The 16,155-nt window shown below is 73.2% G+C and carries 15 protein-coding genes; 7 read left to right on the forward strand and 8 right to left on the reverse strand.

The window, feature by feature from the left end; genetic code table 11:
• Nucleotides 1–22 precede the first annotated feature (22 nt).
• The 3 genes from ACZ43N_RS33965 to ACZ43N_RS33975 form a co-directional block, all read right to left on the reverse strand.
• A complete protein-coding gene (locus ACZ43N_RS33965; RefSeq protein WP_468102903.1) occupies nucleotides 23–898 on the reverse strand; it encodes a hypothetical protein in 876 nt (291 codons plus the stop codon).
• Nucleotides 899–1,019: 121 nt separating this feature from the next.
• Nucleotides 1,020–2,546, reverse strand: coding sequence for a hypothetical protein (locus ACZ43N_RS33970; protein WP_468102904.1), 1,527 nt, complete (start codon nucleotides 2,544–2,546; stop codon nucleotides 1,020–1,022).
• Between the two features lie 287 nt (nucleotides 2,547–2,833).
• Nucleotides 2,834–3,529: a GntR family transcriptional regulator gene (locus ACZ43N_RS33975; protein ID WP_468102905.1), complete on the reverse strand. Its 696-nt coding sequence runs from the start codon at nucleotides 3,527–3,529 to the stop codon at nucleotides 2,834–2,836.
• Between the two features lie 213 nt (nucleotides 3,530–3,742).
• Here ACZ43N_RS33975 and ACZ43N_RS33980 point away from each other — a divergent pair, with 213 nt between their 5' ends.
• Genes ACZ43N_RS33980 through ACZ43N_RS34000 form a run of 5 tightly spaced genes read left to right on the forward strand, consistent with a single transcriptional unit; the run spans nucleotide 3,743 to nucleotide 8,213 of the window.
• Entirely contained in the window at nucleotides 3,743–5,062 is a 1,320-nt protein-coding gene (locus ACZ43N_RS33980) for an MFS transporter (protein WP_468102906.1), read from the forward strand.
• Nucleotides 5,059–5,946 (forward strand): putative hydro-lyase, encoded by an 888-nt coding sequence (locus tag ACZ43N_RS33985; RefSeq protein WP_468102907.1) that lies wholly within the window; start codon nucleotides 5,059–5,061, stop codon nucleotides 5,944–5,946. The genes ACZ43N_RS33980 and ACZ43N_RS33985 overlap by 4 nt, the downstream gene beginning before the upstream one ends.
• A gap of 31 nt (nucleotides 5,947–5,977) precedes the next feature.
• The gene (locus ACZ43N_RS33990; RefSeq protein WP_468102908.1) at nucleotides 5,978–6,736 is read left to right on the forward strand and encodes a LamB/YcsF family protein; all 759 of its coding nucleotides are present in this window, start codon (nucleotides 5,978–5,980) and stop codon (nucleotides 6,734–6,736) included.
• Nucleotides 6,733–7,344, forward strand: coding sequence for a 5-oxoprolinase subunit B family protein (locus ACZ43N_RS33995; RefSeq protein ID WP_468102909.1), 612 nt, complete (start codon nucleotides 6,733–6,735; stop codon nucleotides 7,342–7,344). The genes ACZ43N_RS33990 and ACZ43N_RS33995 overlap by 4 nt, the downstream gene beginning before the upstream one ends.
• Nucleotides 7,341–8,213 carry a 5-oxoprolinase subunit C family protein gene (locus ACZ43N_RS34000; protein WP_468102910.1) on the forward strand — a complete coding sequence of 291 codons (873 nt, stop codon included), beginning with the start codon at nucleotides 7,341–7,343 and terminating at the stop codon, nucleotides 8,211–8,213. Before ACZ43N_RS33995 ends, ACZ43N_RS34000 begins: the two co-directional genes overlap by 4 nt.
• 404 nt (nucleotides 8,214–8,617) lie before the next feature.
• On the opposite strand, the gene ACZ43N_RS34005 is transcribed toward ACZ43N_RS34000, so the two are convergent.
• The 5 genes from ACZ43N_RS34005 to ACZ43N_RS34025 form a co-directional block, all read right to left on the reverse strand.
• The gene (locus tag ACZ43N_RS34005) at nucleotides 8,618–9,466 is read right to left on the reverse strand and encodes an SGNH/GDSL hydrolase family protein (protein WP_468102911.1); all 849 of its coding nucleotides are present in this window, start codon (nucleotides 9,464–9,466) and stop codon (nucleotides 8,618–8,620) included.
• A complete protein-coding gene (locus ACZ43N_RS34010; protein ID WP_468102912.1) occupies nucleotides 9,463–10,653 on the reverse strand; it encodes a glycosyltransferase in 1,191 nt (396 codons plus the stop codon). Before ACZ43N_RS34010 ends, ACZ43N_RS34005 begins: the two co-directional genes overlap by 4 nt.
• A complete protein-coding gene (locus ACZ43N_RS34015) occupies nucleotides 10,650–11,780 on the reverse strand; it encodes a glycosyltransferase family 4 protein (protein WP_468102913.1) in 1,131 nt (376 codons plus the stop codon). Before ACZ43N_RS34015 ends, ACZ43N_RS34010 begins: the two co-directional genes overlap by 4 nt.
• A 139-nt stretch (nucleotides 11,781–11,919) precedes the next feature.
• Complete coding sequence (locus ACZ43N_RS34020; RefSeq protein WP_468102914.1) at nucleotides 11,920–13,338, reverse strand: HEAT repeat domain-containing protein; 1,419 nt, start codon at nucleotides 13,336–13,338, stop codon at nucleotides 11,920–11,922.
• A gap of 301 nt (nucleotides 13,339–13,639) precedes the next feature.
• Entirely contained in the window at nucleotides 13,640–14,032 is a 393-nt protein-coding gene (locus ACZ43N_RS34025) for an ankyrin repeat domain-containing protein (protein ID WP_468102915.1), read from the reverse strand.
• A 311-nt stretch (nucleotides 14,033–14,343) separates the two neighbouring features.
• Here ACZ43N_RS34025 and ACZ43N_RS34030 point away from each other — a divergent pair, with 311 nt between their 5' ends.
• A complete protein-coding gene (locus ACZ43N_RS34030) occupies nucleotides 14,344–14,538 on the forward strand; it encodes a hypothetical protein (protein WP_055540730.1) in 195 nt (64 codons plus the stop codon).
• Nucleotides 14,539–14,575: 37 nt separating this feature from the next.
• Nucleotides 14,576–16,126, forward strand: coding sequence for a hypothetical protein (locus ACZ43N_RS34035; protein ID WP_468102916.1), 1,551 nt, complete (start codon nucleotides 14,576–14,578; stop codon nucleotides 16,124–16,126).
• The last annotated feature ends 29 nt before the right edge of the window (nucleotides 16,127–16,155 follow it).

Here is a 16,155-nt window from a genome sequence, read left to right on the forward strand (position 1 = left end):
GGGACAGGCCGGTGAGTGCGGGTCAGGAGTGGAACGGCAGCCCGGCGTCGGCCACCAGCTCCAGGTCGTCGCTGTCCTCGGCGGGCAGCAGGGTGGCCGTGCCGTCGGTGACCGGCACGATCCCGAGGTCGAGCAGTTCGGCCATCGCGGCGCTGCCCGCCATGTCCCGTACCTGGAGCTGGTAGCGGGCGGTCGTGCGGTACGTACCGCCGTTGTCGTCACCCGTGCGCTGGAGGAATCCGGAGTCGGTGAGGAAGCCCACCGCCTTGCCGACGATGCCGGTGGTGGAACCGGCCAGTCGGCGGGCGTCCTTGGTGGCTCCGGTGGAGCTGCGTCTCGCCCAGATCCGCCACGCCGCCTCCAGTCCGGGCGCGTCGGTCGCCGGGTCGGTGTTCTCCCCCTGCTCCTCGGCTCGCTCCTCCAGCCGCCGGCAGGCCTGCCGTACGAACGAGTCGACCCCGTTGACCGACACCCGGCCGATGTATCCGTCGTCGGCGAGGTCCTCGGGCCGGGGAAAGGCCATCGCGGCGACCGCGAGATGGGCGAGCCCGTGGAGGAACCGGTCCACGGAGTCGGCCGAGGTGCGCCGTGCGTAGTCGCCCATCCGCACCGCGAACACGGAGTCCTCGGCGGCCGTCACCGCCATCCCGGCTCGCGGCGACACCTCCAGCACCACCAGCCCGAGCCCGGTGGCGACGGCGTCGGCGAGCCGGGCGAACGCCGGATCCTCTCGGTAACGGCGCAGCAGATCGCCGTACTCCTGGTCGCGGGCGGGCTGGAGTTTGGGCTGGAGCCCGAAGGCGACGAGCCGCGCCGCGTCGGCGGCGTCGGCGGGGGTGACGGCGGCGGCCACCGGAGCGGCGGCTTCCGGCTCACTCCACTCGACGTGCTCGCTCACGGCAAGGACTCCTCGGTCTCGGAACAGGGGACAGCGACAGCAGGGGCAGCGGCTCGGGGCACCACGGGATCGGACGCGCGCCGCCCGCGGACGGCGCGCGTCCGGGGGACCGACGGGGCTCTCATGCCGCCTCCGAACGGTCCGCGGCCATCCCGGCCGCGTCCAGGAGTGCCGTCCCCACTATCAGATCGGCACCGCCGAACTCCGGGTCGTCCAGCTCCGTCCCGTCGTCCACGGCGAAGAGCAGCTTCTCCTCACCCTGCCGGTAGGCCGTACCGACCGGTGGACTGGCCGCGTGCACGGCCAGCAGCGCGACGAGATACGGCAGTTCGGGGTCCGACCGCCGTGCCTGGGCCAGCAGGCCCGACAAGCGTCGGGGCGCGTCCGCGGGCAGGTCCAGCAGTTCCATCGCCGCGGCCAGTTGCTCCTCGCTGAACCGGCTGTCGTCGGGTGTCGCGATCAGATCCGGCTCAGGCATCTCCGCGCCCAGGTGCTCGCGCTCCACCGGGGGCGTGAACAGGAGGTCGACGAGATCCCCGATCCGCACGGACCCCGGCGTGCGCAGCCCCGTCCCGCGGGCGAAGAACGCGTCGGTCACCCGCCGTGCCTGCTCCACGGGCAGCGGCAGCAGCGGAGCGAGGAGATGACCGTAGAGGTCTGTCCCCGAGGTCGTCATGGGGGTGGCGAAGGCCTGCCGGTCCTGCTCGGCGCGGAACAGCGGGCCGGCCTCCAGCAGCCGGGACTGCAACTGGGTGTGCCGGCGGATGCAGTCCTTGACGATGTCGACGAGCTCGGCGGCGCGCCGCTTCTGCTCGGGGTCCTCGGACTCGTCGCGGGCCTTGCGGATGTTGGTGAGGATCGCGTTCTCGTGGCGGTAGCGGTCGGCGACGTGGTCGAGCGCCTCGGCGATCATGTCGGGGACGGCCTGGAGCCAGTCGACCGCGCGAACGTTGCGCCGGGTGGCGTCCAGGGCCTTCCTGAGCGTCTCGGAGTACTGCACGGTCCTGTAGCGCGCCTGTTCGGCGGCGAGCTGGGCGTCGGCGAGCCGGCCCCGGCTGATCAGGACCTCCAGCTTGACCTCGGCGGCGATCTGGGCGCTGGTGACGTCGGTGTCGAGGGCGCCCACGAGGACGTTGACGGCCTCGTCGGTCGTACGGAGGTAGACACCGCCTCCGTAGCCGGGGACCTCCTCGATCAGCTTGAAGTCGTAGTCGCGGCGCACATAGGTGCCGTCGGACGCGAAGGTGCCGTAGACGGCCCGGAAACCGCGGTCGACGCTTCCGACGTTGATCAGGTTCTCCAGGACCCAGCGGGCCACCCGCTCGTGCTCCTCGACGGGGCGCTGCGGTGCCTGGGCGGCGATGCGGGGGACGAGCCGAGCGACGATCTGGTCGTGGTCCGCGCCGGTGTCGAAGTCCATGTTGAGGGTGACCAGGTCGATGGCGGCGAGGGCGACCTCCGCCATGCCGTACACCGAGTACTCACCCGCCAGGTTGGCCTTGCGCGCGTCGAGGTCGTGCAGCGGCGCGGTGCAGGCGAGCGCGCGCAGCCGCCGCGCCAGTCCCTCGTCGGCGGCCGGGCCCGGCGCAGGGCGCGGCCCCGCGCTGAGCTGGGGCGGAACACTGTCCGTCGATACGGGTGAAGTCACGGTGCACAGATTAGGTCCTGGGTCTGACAGCGACCCAAATCGCTGCGCCGGGCGGGGCCGGACCAGCACGTCACCGGACCGGGCGGAGTCACCATGTCACCGTGCGTCGCCCCGCACCGCTCGACCGCGCCTCGAGAGACCACGGCCGCCGGCTTGACCCCGAAGCGCCCCGCCGGCTCCGTCCTGGACCAGGGCCTCCGGCTCCGCCCGAGACCAGGGCCACCGGCTTCACCCCCAAGCCCCGCCGGCTCCGCCGACACCACGGCCCCAGCCTCGTCGGACGCCGGTCAGGAGACGTCGGCCACCCGGCGTCCGTAGACCTCGACCAGGCCCTTCAGCGAGTCGTCGAGGTACTGGCCCAGCATCTCCTCGGCCCGGTCGCGCTCTCCCCGCTGGAGCGCCTGGAGGATCAGGAGGTTCCGGGCCAGGTACGGCTCGTACAGCTTGCGCGGATTGTCCACCACGTGGAACGCGAGCCGCAGTTCGGCGAAGACGCTGCGCATGAGCTCGTCGGTACGGGCGCTGCCCGCGAGGGCGACCAGCTCGCGGTGGAAGTGGATGTTGGCCGTGGAGACGCCCTTCCAGTCGCCCTCCCGCGCCTGCCGCTGTCCGTCGGCGACCGCCTCGGCGAGCCCGTCGAGGCCGTACGGCGGCTCGCCCAGCCCGCGGACGACGGCGCACTCGACGAGCCGGCGGGTGCGGTAGATGTCCTCGACGTCCTCGACGGTGAGCACTCGTACGAAGACCCCGCGGTTGAGCTCGTGCACGAGGAGCCGTTCATGGGTGAGCAGGCGGAACGCCTCGCGGAGGGTGTTGCGGGAGACCCCGAGGGCGCCGCCGATGCTGTCCTCGGACAGCCGGGTGCCCGGCGGGAAGAACCCCTCGGCGATCCGGCTCCGGAGGATGTCCGAAACGCGTTCGGCGGTGCTGGTGCGGCCCAGCAGGGCCCGGTCGTCGGCAAGTCCCGTCAGTTCGGCGGCCATGCCCCGAATTCAACCCCAGGCATCAGAACGAAACAACATGGGTATTGAAGGATCGTTCAACGATCCTCTACCTTGCTGGACAGGCGCAGGCGCCCGAACCGCACCGCACGAACCGCACCACAGGTCGGCTCACCCTGCGCCGGTCGCTCCGCGCGGCATGGCACGGCCCAGCTCACCCCTCACGCATCCTCCGTCCCGCATTGCGAGGTGCCCATGAGCTCGACCCCTCCGTCCCCGGTTCCCACGACCACATCCCAGCCCTCACCGGGCGCACAGACCGCAGACGACGGCGCGTTCGGCTGGCTGCGCGCCCTCGGCCCGCGCGGCCGTCGGGCCTTCGGCGGCGCGTTCGGCGGATACGCCCTCGACTCGTACGACTACTTCACGCTGCCGCTGAGCATGGTCGCGCTGGCGGCCTACTTCGGTCTGGACAGCGGCCAGACCGGCCTGTTCACCACCGTCACGCTGGTCGTCTCGGCGATCGGCGGTGCCGCCGCGGGCGTCCTCGCGGACCGGATCGGCCGGGTGAAGGCCCTGATGATCACCGTGATCACCTACGCGGTCTTCACCGTGGCCTGCGGCTTCGCGCCCAACTACGAGACGCTGCTGGTCTTCCGGGCCCTCCAGGGCCTCGGTTTCGGCGGTGAGTGGGCGGTCGGCGCGATCCTGGTCGCCGAGTACGCGAGCGCCAAGCACCGGGGGCGCACGCTCGGCGCGATCCAGAGTTCCTGGGCCGTCGGCTGGGGACTGGCCGTGATCGTTTACACGGCGGTCTTCTCCGTCTTCGGCGACGACCTCGCCTGGCGTGTGATGTTCTGGACGGGCGCACTGCCCGCGCTGCTCGTGGTCTGGGTCCGCCGCTCGGTCGAGGACGCCCCGGAGGCCGCCGCCGCGCGCGAACGGAGCGCCGAGAAGGGCTCGTTCGCCGCGATCTTCCGGCCCGGCACCGCGTCCGCTCCCGGTCTGCTGCGCACGACCCTCTTCGCCGTGCTGCTGTCCACCGGCGTCCAGGGCGGTTACTACACGCTGGCGACCTGGGTGCCGACGTATCTCAAGACCGAGCGTGGCCTGTCCGTCGTCGGCACCGGCGGCTACCTCACGTTCCTGATCTCCGGTGCCTTCGTCGGCTACCTCACGGGCGGGTATCTCACCGACCGGCTGGGCCGCAGGCGGAACATCTGGCTCTTCGCGGTGCTGTCGGCGCTGTGCATCCTGGCGTACGCGAACATACCGAGCGGCGCCAACGGCCTTCTCCTGGTGCTCGGTTTCCCGCTCGGGTTCTGCATGTCGGCGATCTTCAGCGGCTTCGGGTCGTTCCTGAGTGAGCTGTACCCGGCGGCCGTACGCGGCACCGGGCAGGGCTTCACGTACAACACCGGGCGAGCGGTGGGCGCCGTCTTCCCGACGACGGTCGGCTTCCTGGCGGACAGCTGGGGCGTGGGCGGCGCGCTGGTCTTCGGCGCGATCGGCTACGGCCTGGCGGCCGTCGCCCTCCTCGGCCTGCCGGAGACGCGCGGGAAGGAACTCGTATGAACCCCGCGACCGCTCAGGACCGCCCGCCGTCCGACACCTTCCTCGCCCACGACGGCGCCTGTGCCCCCTCCCCGGACGACCGTCCCGTGGCCCTCGGCGACCCGCAGGCGCGCGCGTGGACCCCCGGTGAGGCTCGCACCCGGTTCCGCGCCGGCCTGTCGGGGCCCACCGCCGGGGTCGCCGCCGGCCACACCCAGGCGAACCTGATCTCGGTGCCCGCCGACTGGGCGTACGACATGCTGCTGTTCTGCCAGCGCAACCCGAAGCCCTGTCCGGTACTCGACGTGACGGACGCCGGCTCCTGGACCACCCCGCTCGCGGCGGGCGCCGACCTGCGCACCGACCTCCCCCGCTACCGGGTGTGGGAGCACGGCGAGCCGGTGGCCGAACCCACGGACGTGGTCGACGTCTGGCGCGACGACCTCGTGTCGTTCCTGATCGGGTGCAGCTTCACCTTCGAGTGGGCGCTCACCGAGGCGGGCGTCCCGATGCGCCACATCGAGCAGGGCCGCAACGTCCCGATGTACGTCACCGGCCGCCAGTGCCGTCCCGCGGGGCGGCTGCACGGCCCGATGGTGGTGTCGATGCGCCCGGTGCCGCCCGAGCACCTCGCGACCGCGATACGGGAGAGCAGTCTGTTCCCGGCGGTGCACGGCGGGCCGGTGCACTGCGGGGAGGCGACCGGCCTCGGCATCGCCGACCTGTCCCGCCCGGACTTCGGCGAGGCAGTGGCCGCCGAGCCGGACGACATCCCGGTGTTCTGGGCCTGCGGGGTCACCCCGCAGGCCGCCGTGATGGCGTCGCGCCCACCGTTCGCGATCACCCACGCGCCGGGGCAGATGTTCCTGACCGACGCCCGCGACGAGCAGTACCGCGTGGCCTAGCGGGCACCGCGGCAAGAGGAGAATGGGACCCATGACGTCGATCGACCTCAACGCCGACCTCGGCGAGGGTTTCGGCCGCTGGCAGCTGACCGACGACGAGGAGCTGCTCTCCGTCGTCACCAGCGCCAACGTGGCCTGTGGCTTCCACGCCGGGGACGCGGTCACCATGCGCCGGGTCTGCGAGCTGGCGGCGGAGCGCGGGGTGCGGATCGGCGCCCAGGTCTCGTACCGCGATCTCGCGGGCTTCGGGCGGCGCGCGATGGACGTGCCGGCCGACGAGCTGGCGGCCGAGGTGGCCTACCAGGTCGGGGCCCTGGAGGTCTTCGCGCGCGCGGCAGGCACGCGCGTGTCCTACGTGAAGCCGCACGGCGCGCTCTACAACCGTGTCGTGCACGACGAGGCGCAGGCGGCGGCGGTGGTGGACGGGGTGGTCCTCGCCGACGCCACGCTGCCGGTGCTCGGCCTGCCCGGCTCGCACCTCCTGAAAGTGGCGGAGCAGGCCGGACTGCCCGTGGTCACCGAGGCGTTCGCCGACCGGGCATACACCGAGCAGGGCACCCTGGTGCCGCGCGGACAGCACGGCGCGGTGATCACGGACACCGCCACGGTCATCGAGCGGTCGGTCACCCTGGCCCGTTCCGGCACGGTCGTCTCCCACTCCGGCGAGCGCGTCACCGTGCGCGCCCGCTCCCTGTGCCTGCACGGCGACACGCCGGGCGCCGTGGAGCTGGCGCGACGGGTGCGGGCCGAGCTGACCGCTTCGGGCATCCGCGTGGAGGCGTTCGTATGAGGGCCATGCCGGTCGGCGCTCGCGCGCTGCTCATCGAGCTGGACTCGGGCGAGGAGGCCGAGGCCCTGCACGCCGAGTTGCTGCGCCGTCGCGCCACGGGCGAACTCGCCGTCGCCGAGATCGTCCCCGCGGCCCGCACGGTCCTCCTGGACGGCCTGGAGGCCCCCGCGCGCCTCGCCGAGCGCCTCGTCCACTGGGACGTGTCGCCGGCCCCGGCCCGCGCCGACCAGGTCGTCGAGATCCGCGTCAGGTACGACGGGCCCGATCTGCCGGACGTCGCCGCCCACTGGGGTGTCGACGAGGCCGAGGTGGTGCGTATCCACGCGGCGGCCGAGTTCCGCGTCGCCTTCTGCGGTTTCGCACCCGGCTTCGGCTACCTGACGGGCCTGCCCCGTGAGGTGCCGCGCCGGGCGACCCCGCGGACAGCCGTCCCGGCGGGTTCCGTCGCCCTGGCCGGCCCGTACACGGGCGTCTATCCGCGCTCCTCCCCCGGTGGCTGGCAGCTGATCGGCTCGACCGACACCGTCCTGTGGGACCCCTCGCGGGTGCCGGCCGCTCTGCTGGCACCGGGTACCCGGGTCCGCTTCACGCCGGCGGCGGCCCCATGAGCGACCGTGCCCTCGCCGTCGTCCGCGCCGGTGCCCTGACCACCGTCCAGGACCTGGGGCGGCCCGGCCACGCCCACCTCGGCGTACCCCGCTCGGGAGCACTGGACGCGCCCGCCGCCGCCCTGGTCAACCGGCTGGTGGGCAACGCCCCGGAGGCGGCCGTCCTCGAGACCACCCTCAACGGCTGCTCGGTACGGCCCCGCGCGACGGTCACGGTGGCCGTCGGGGGCGCGCCCTGCCCCGTCACCCTCGACGGCCGCCCGGTGGCCTGGGGAGCGCCCGTACGGGTCCCCGGAGGCGCGCTGCTGGACATCGGGGCCGCCCGCGCGGGTGTACGCGGCTATCTCGCCGTCTCCGGCGGCGTGAACGTCGAGCCGGTCCTCGGCAGCCGCTCCACCGACCTGCTGTCCGGTCTGGGTCCTCCCCCGCTGACGGACGGCACCGTGCTCCCACTGGGACGTCCGACCGGGGGGCACGCGTGCGTGGACGTCGTTCCGCATCCGGCGCCGCCCTCGGAGCTGGTACTACGAGTCACCCTGGGCCCCCGGCACGACTGGTTCACGGACGTGGCGCTCCGCACCCTGACCGCCCGCCCCTATTCCGTGTCGTCGGCGAGCAACCGCATCGGGCTGCGCACGGACGGCCCGGCCCTGGAACGCGCGCGACCGGGTGAGCTGCCCAGCGAAGGCATGGTGCTGGGAGCCGTCCAGGTGCCGCCGGACGGCCGCCCGGTCGTCTTCCTCGCCGACCACCCGACCACCGGGGGCTATCCGGTGATCGCGGTCGTCGACCCGGCGGACCTCCCCGCCGCGGCCCAGGCCACGCCGGGCACCCCCGTGCGGTTCGTCGCCGTGAGACACCGTCGCTGACCGGCCGGGCAACGGGGAGCGGGCGTGGGCGGCCGACGTCTGCCTCGCGAGGGGCGGGCCTGGGCCGGGTCTGGTGGCCGGCCTGGCCACCAGGACGGCTGGCGCGGGCAGGAGCGGCCGATCGGCCACCGGAACGGGGCAGGGACACCACATGACCGCCGTGACCACCAGACGGCCAGTTCGAGCACCAAAACGTCCGACGGGCCCAACAGACGGCCGCCGTTTGCGCCGATGCGGCCGACGGACGCCGACCGCCCCCGCCTGGTGCCCCTGCCAGGCTCAGCGGCCCTCCCCGCCCCCGTCGGCGGGCGCTCCCCCGCCCCCGTCGCGGTCGCTACCCCACCACCTCGGCCGTCGCCCCATCCGACCCCGCCGTCGCCTCACACACCACCCCCGGCCGTCGCTCACACCACCCCCGGCCTCTGCTCGGACACCGTCAACGCGGCGAGGGCCGACGCCACCGCGTGGGAGGCGGACAGGTCGAGCGCGGCGCTGGTGCCGCGCGCCCTGTGGCGCACCTCGGCGGCGGCGAGGGTGAGGAGCTGGGGCAGCAGGTCGGTGCACCGCCGGGCCACCCACCCCGTGCCCGCCGTGGCCAGCCACCACAGGCCGGCCGCACGGGTGGGCGCGGGGGACCCTGGCTCCGGTGAGGGTGGCGGGCCCGTCGCGAGCCCGGCCTCGGCGAGGAGCGCGTGGAAGCGGACCGCGAGCTGCCGGTGTCCCCGCTCGCCGGGGTGCAGTCGGTCCGCGCTCCACATCGCGCGGTCCGTCAGCCAGTCCCCCTCACAGGCGTGGAGATGGAGCGCTCCGTGGCGCTCGGACAGGGCGTGCACGACGGCGTTGACGGCCCGCTGCCGCCGGGCGAGCGGTCGGGCCAGGGCTCCGGGCAGGCCGAGCATCGCACCGGGGTCGGGCAGACACGCGGTGAGCACCTCAGCACCCTGGTCCCGGAAGGATCCGTACACCTCGTCCAGGCGGGCGGCCACGGCATGGATGTCGAAGGTGCAGCGCAGGGTGTCGTTGACACCGATGACGACGGAGGCGATGTCCGGGCGGAGCGCGAGCGCGGTCGGCAGCTGCCGTTCCAGGACGTCGCGCGTCTGGGAGCCGCTGAGGGCGAGGTTGGTGAACTCCACGTCCGGGCCCAGCCCGTCGGTGAGCAGCGCGGCCCAGCCACGCCGGCCCGCCCCGACGTGGTCCCCGACGCCTTCGGTGAGGGAGTCGCCGAGCGCCACGAAGCGCAGGGGTCTCATCCGACGCCCTCCCACGCCGGGCGGCCGACGCTCGCGTCGTGGGCGGCGAGGAAGGCGTCCACGGCACTCTGCCAGCCGAAGCACTCGGCACGCGCGCGTGCCGCGTCCCTGCGTTCCGGCTCGGGACGGTCGAGGAGCGACTCGACGGCGTCGGCGAAGGACGCGCCGCTGTCCGCCGCCGTGGCCCCGGCCGCCCCGATGACCTCGGGCAGCGCCGACGAGGAGCTGGCCACGACCGGCGTACCGCAGGCCATCGCCTCCAGCGCGGCGAGCCCGAACGTCTCGGCGGGCCCGGGTGCCAGGCACACATCGGCGGAGGCCTGGAGGGCGCCCAGCAGGCGGCGGTCGGCGACATGGCCGAGGAAGGTCACGGGCAGCCCGCGGGCCCGCTGTTCGAGCCGGCCCCGCAGCGGTCCGTCCCCGGCGACCACCAGCACCGCGCGCCGCCCGCGTCGGAGCAGGGCGTCCAGGGCGTCGAGCGCTGTGCCGGGACGTTTCTCCACCGACAGTCTGGAGCACATCACCAGCAGCACCTCGTCCCCCTGCGCGTGTTGCCCGCGCAGCTCTCGGTCCCGGAGCGCGGGGTGTCGTCCCACGAGGTCGACGCCCAGCGGAGCGCGTACGACGTTCCGGGCGCCGATCCGTACGAACTCCCGCTCGGCGAACTCGGTCGTGCACACCACGCGTGAGTAGGTGTGGGCGGTACGGAGGTTGAGGGCGTCGGCGGCCCGCCGGGCCATCCTCTCGGGGAGCCCCCAGGTCCGCAGCACCCCGTCGGCGGTCTCGTGGGAGACCATCACCGCGGGCACCCTGGCGCGTCGTGCCCACGCCCCGGTCCAGCGCAGAGTGGTGCGGTCGGAGACCTCCAGCCGGTCGGGGCCGAGCGACTCCAGCAGGGACGCGACCCGACGCCTGTCCGTGAGGACGCGGTAGCCGCCGGTGCCGGGCAGCAGCGGTCCCGGCAGGGTGATGACGCGCCCCTGCTCCGTCTCGCGGTCGGTGTACCGCTCACCGGGCACGACGAGCACCGGGTGGTGCCCGGCCGCCTTGAAGCCCTGGCCCAGCTCCCGCAGGGCGGTCCGCAGTCCGCCCGAGGCGGGTGCGACGAAGTTGGCGAGCCGAACGATGCGCAGGCCCGTACCTCGGGCAGCGTCGTCCCGTGTCCCCTCGGCGGTGGCCCCGTTCATGCCGCCACCGCCGTCCGCGCCGCCAGCACGTCGGCGTAGTGCCCGATGAGCTGATCGCCGACGGTCGCCCAGGTGCGCCCCTCGACCATGGCCCGGCCGGCGGCCCCGTACGCCGCCCGCAGCCCCGGGTCGGCGGCCAGCGACCGCACGGCGTCCCGTACGGCGGCAGCGTCGCGCGGCGGCACCAGCAGTCCGGTGCGCCCGTGTGCCACGAGGTCCAGCGGTCCGCCGGCGGCGGGGGCGACGACGGGCACTGCGCTGGCCATGGCCTCCTGCACGGTCTGGCAGAAGGTCTCGAAGGGGCCGGTGTGGGCGAAGACGTCCAGTGAGGCGAAGATCCTGGCGAGGTCGTCGCCGGTGCGGCGCCCCAGGAAGACGGCGCCGGGCAGGGCCTCACGCAGCCCTGGTTCGCTGGGGCCGTCGCCCACGACGACGACGCGTATGCCGTCCAGGCCGCACACGCCGGCCAGCAGTTCCACCTGCTTCTCGGGGGCGAGACGGCCGACGTAGCCGACGATCAGCTCGCCGTTCGGCGCCAGTTCGCGGCGCAGCGCCTCGTCGCGCAGGGCGGGCCGGAAGCGGACGGTGTCCACGCCGCGCTGCCACAGCTTCACGCGCGGCACACCGTGCGCCTCCAGGTCACGCAGGGCGACGCCGGACGGGGCCAGGGTGAGGTCGGCGGCGGCGTGCACGGAGCGGATGCGCCGCCAGGCGGCCGCCTCACCGGCGTGCACATAGGTGCGGGCGTAGCCGGCGAGGTCGGTCTGGTAGATGGCGACGGCGGGGACACCGAGGCGCGCGGCGGCGGCCATGCCGCGCACGCCGAGGACGAAGGGGCTGGCCAGGTGGACGATGTCGGCCCGGTGCTCGACGATCGCCCCGGCGACCCGGCGGCTGGGCAGGGCGACGCGGACCTGGGGGTAGCCCGGGAGTGGAAGGGACGGGACACGGACAACGGGGCAGGGCGCCTTGAGGTCGGCGCCCGCTCCCGTCCCCGAGGCGGTGGCCGGGGCCACGACGAGCGGCGAGTGACCGCGTGCGACGAGGTGCCGCGCGGTCTGCAGGGCGCAGTGGGCCACGCCGTTCACATCGGGGGGAAAGGATTCGGTCACGATGACGACACGCATACCGGTGTTGTCCTCGTGCCGGACGTGGCCGCGTCAACGTGGATCTTTCCGGACGAGGAACGTCCCATGAGCGTTGCGCTGCACACATGTCCAGGTCAGACCGTGTCCATACCCTCCTGACCTCCGGGTCACGGGGTGTTCACATTGCGGGCATGTCAGGACCGATTCGGCTGCGTACGGCTGTCTGGACCTCGGCCTCCTCGGCTGGATCGGCGGCCAGACGGCGGAGTTGGTCGACGACTCGAGCGTCGCCCGTCTCGGCGTGCCGGGCGGCGATCTCACGGGTGGTCTCCTCGCAGTCCCAGAGGCATTCGACGGCGAAGCCGGTCGGGAAGGAGGGGTCGGTGGCGGCGAGCGCTCGGGCGGCGCGGCCGCGCAGGTGGGAGGAGGCGGTCTCTCGGTAGATGTGGCGCAGGACGGGTGCGGCGCAGGCGATGCCGAGCCGTCCGGTGCCGTCGACGAGGGTCCACAGGGTGGGTGCGTCGGGGCCCTCGCCGCGTACGGCCTCACGCAGGGCGCCCAGCACCAGGTCGCTGTCCTGCGCGCCGCCTCGGCAGGCGAGGATGCGCCCGGCGGCAGCGCCCAGCGCGTCCGGCCGGTGCACCCAGCCGCGGGCCCGGTCGACGGCGGCCACGCTGCGCATCCGTTCGAAGGCGTCGACGGCTGCCTCCACGACCATCGTGGTGCCGTCGGCCACCGCGCCCTCGATCAGATCGAGGGCGTCGGGATCGTTGCCGTCGGCGAGATAGCGCAGGGCGGTACAACGGGCGCCGTCGTCGCCCGACCGGGCGGCCTCGATGATCTCCGGCCGGTCCTCTGGGCCCGCGACGGCCGTGAGGCATCGCGCGGCCGGCACATGGAGGACGGCCCCGCGTTCGATGCCTTGTCGGGCCCACTCGAAGACCGCGCTGACGCTCCAGCCCGGCCGGGGCCCGCTGGGCCGCATCTGCCGCTGCCAGCGGTCGAAACAGCCGGTCTCCTGGGCGGCACGCACGCGTGCGGCGATCGATTCGCGGGGGTCGTCGGCCCACAGGCGCCAGGGCCGGGGCTCGAAGGCGTCCCGGACGGTGGCGGCGAGTTCCGCCTCGCCCTCCGGGTCGGTGGTGAAGCGGGCCAGGACGGGTTCGGCGAGCGCGCGCAGCCCTTCGTCGTCGTCCCTCAGGGCCAGTTCGTCCAGGGCCCAGGCCCAGTTGGTGCCCGTGGCGGCATACCTGCGCAGCAGTTCCAGCGCATCGCGCCTGCCGTACGAGGCGAGGTGCCCGAGCACCGCGAGGGCGAGCCCGGTGCGCGACTCCTCGGTGTCCAGCACGTCCTCGGCGTCGAAGAGGTGCCGCTCGATCTCGTCGAGTTCGCCGTGCAGATCGAGGTAGAGCCGGGCGTAGTAGAGCGAGCGGTTCTCCACCTGCCAGTCGTGGCGGGGGTCGCTCAGCACACAGGTGTTCAGTGCCGCGAGCGCCTCGGCCCGCGGGGCGGTGAGCGCGTGCAGCGTGCCGTCGCCACGGCCCCGCTGCAGCAGGCCGAGCAGCGTACCGCTGGGCGCTATGAACGGTTCGAACATGGGAAACAGCCTCACATCAAGCGTCGACGCAACCGGGATCTTGCTTTACCTGGCCGCGTGACAACACGTCGGGGCGCCCGCCGTTTCCTGCTTGCTGTAGACCATCTTCCTCTGCCTCTCGTCAGTGGCCCATGCGGACCGCATCACGGTCCACGTGGTGCGGCAACACCTGCCCAGCCATCGCGTCCGTGAATCACGACGTCATGATGACCCGGCGGTTCTTCCTGCCGCGACCGATATTTCCGGCGGCCCTGTACCGCCTCCCCCGTCTTTGGTGTTGTACCTGGTCAGAACATGTTGATCAGTGTGCGCCGAACAGTTCCAGCAACTCGGACCTGCCGAACATGCGCGCCGTGTCGACGGCGTTCGGCGTGCCCTCCAGCGGGTCCGCCCCGCCCTCCAGAAGCACCCGGATGACACCCTCCTCACCCTTGAAGACCGCCCCCGCGAGGGGAGTCTGGCCCCGGTCGTTGACGCGGCCCGCCTCGGCGCCACGGGACAGCAACTCCCGTACCGCGTCGGCGTGGCCGTGGTAGGCGGCCAGCATCACGAGCGAGTCACCGCGGTCATTGGTGAGATCGGCCGGAACTCCCGCGTCGACATACGCCACGAGCGCCTCGGTCTCGCCCCGCCGGGCCAGGTCGAAGATCTTGGTCGCCAGCTCCACGACCTCGGGGTCGGGGGCTTCGCTCATCGCCGGGTCCACCTCTCACTACGCGTTACCGCCACGAGCACATGTGCTTCTGGAGCGTACGACGACAACGCCACCGTACGGGTGAATCGCCAGGGTACTGGCTTCTCGCGCACATGAGCGGTCACGACCGAGGCAAAGATCATATCGAGTCATCTGCGGCGCAACGGCCCAGCTCGGACAGCTCGGAGACCACTCAGCCGCCCAGGTGGATTCGTCAGCATTTCCCCCATTTGCACCTTTAATCATATGGATACATGCTGTGACCTTGGAAGAACTCATGGTGACTGTCCCCATCAACCAGGAGAACTCACATGATCCTGAACATCTCCGGCGTCGTGCTGCTCGGCGTCATCGTCTTCCTCTTCTTCCGCAAGGACGGCCTCAAGGCCTCGCACGCCATCGTCGTCACGCTCTTCGGCTTCTACCTGGCCAGCACGGGTATCGCCCCGAGCATCACGGCGGGCGGCGAGAGCCTCGCGAGCCTCCTCGGCGGGATCAAGTTCTGACCCCGTCCCCATCCGTACGCACCTCCAGGAGACAGTCGTGGCCCGGGTCACCCTCCCCCGCATTCTGAGCAGCGGCGGCGCGCATCTCGCCAGGAGCCGGGAGCTGGCCCGGACTGCGGCCGACGGCGCCACCGACGTCCTCCACCCGTTGATCACGATCACCCGTGGGCTGCGCCGACTGGCTGCGGCCGGCCGGCGCAAATGGGTGGAGACCCCGAAGGACCGGCGCGGGTCACTGCTCTTCCTCGCCGCGTCGGTGGTCCTGGTGGTGACCCTCGTGCCGTACGGAGCGCTGCTCGCCGTCATCACCCTGATGGCGGCGGCAGCCTGGGCGGGCCGCGAGAGCGCCGCCCCCGAGCCCACCGGCCCCGACGAGTCCCAGAGCCAGCGTCTGCGCTCCCTCTACGAGGCCCTGGTCCCCTACTTCTCGGCCGCCGAGGACCCAGAGCCCCTCTACGCGCACGGCGGAGCCTGGGACAAGGCCTTCCCCACCTACGCGTTCGACGGCACCGGGCGGATCTGTCATCTGCTGATCCACTACCCGGCGTACTTCGCCGACGGCGAGGCAGAGGCCCGTGCGCGCATCGAGCACCTGCTGCACGCCAAGGCGGGCCGTGGGCGCGAGTACCGCTTCGACTGGGACGAGGAGGGCAACACCCTGTCCGTCAGCGTCCTGCCCCCGCTCGCCACCGACATCGCCGCGCAGCGCTTCGTGACGGCCGAGGGCGAGACGGTCCTCGGTTTCACCGACCCGGCCCAGGTGCAGCGCACGCTCCCTCTCTCCTTCGGTGAGGAGCAGCGCGACGTGCCGCCGGTCGTCTGGCGCACCGGCGTCCGCTCCACCGAGCCCCATCTGCTGGCCGTGGGCGGACCGGGCAGCGGTACGACGACACTGCTGCGCTGCATCGCCCTCCAGGTGCTGCAACACGGCGACGTCGTCATCGTCGACGGCGCCGGCAGCGGCGACTACGCGTGCCTGACCGGCCGGGACGGCGTCCTGGCCGTGGAGAGCGGGCTCTCCGGAGCGCTGGCGAGCCTGGAATGGGCGTCCCAGGAGACGGAACGCCGTCTGATCGCCGTGAACCGCGCCCGCCAGGCGGGGCATCCGCCCCCGGACGACACCAAGCGTCCCCTCTGGCTGCTGCTCGACCGCCCGACCGTGCTGGCGCATCTGGCGGCGGCGGACGGCGGACGCGACCCGCAGTCCCTCCTCCAGGTGCCGCTGCGCCACGGCCGGGCCGCCAACGTCACGGTCGTCGTGGCCGAGCAGTTCGACCATCTGGACGCCCTCGGCGAGGCCGTGCTCCGGCACACCCGCGCGCGGGTGGCCCTCGGCCCCGCCACCGCCGAGCAACTGGAATCCGTCCTGGGCGCCCCACCCCCCACGACCCCCACCCCCGACGTCCCCCCGGGCCGCGGCTACGCCCGCCTCGGCTCCGCCCCCGTCCTTCGCCTCCAGGTCCCCGCCACCCCGGACCCCCACGACCCCGACACCCCCGAACCCCAACGGGAGTCCGTCCTCTCGCTCCTGCCACCCCACACGACCCCGGCGGACGCCATGCCGAAGGTCGCGGTGGCCGAGAACTGACCGCCGGGGCAGCGAGGCCACTGGGCTGC

It is taken from the genome of Streptomyces sp. NPDC030814, from assembly GCF_055572155.1.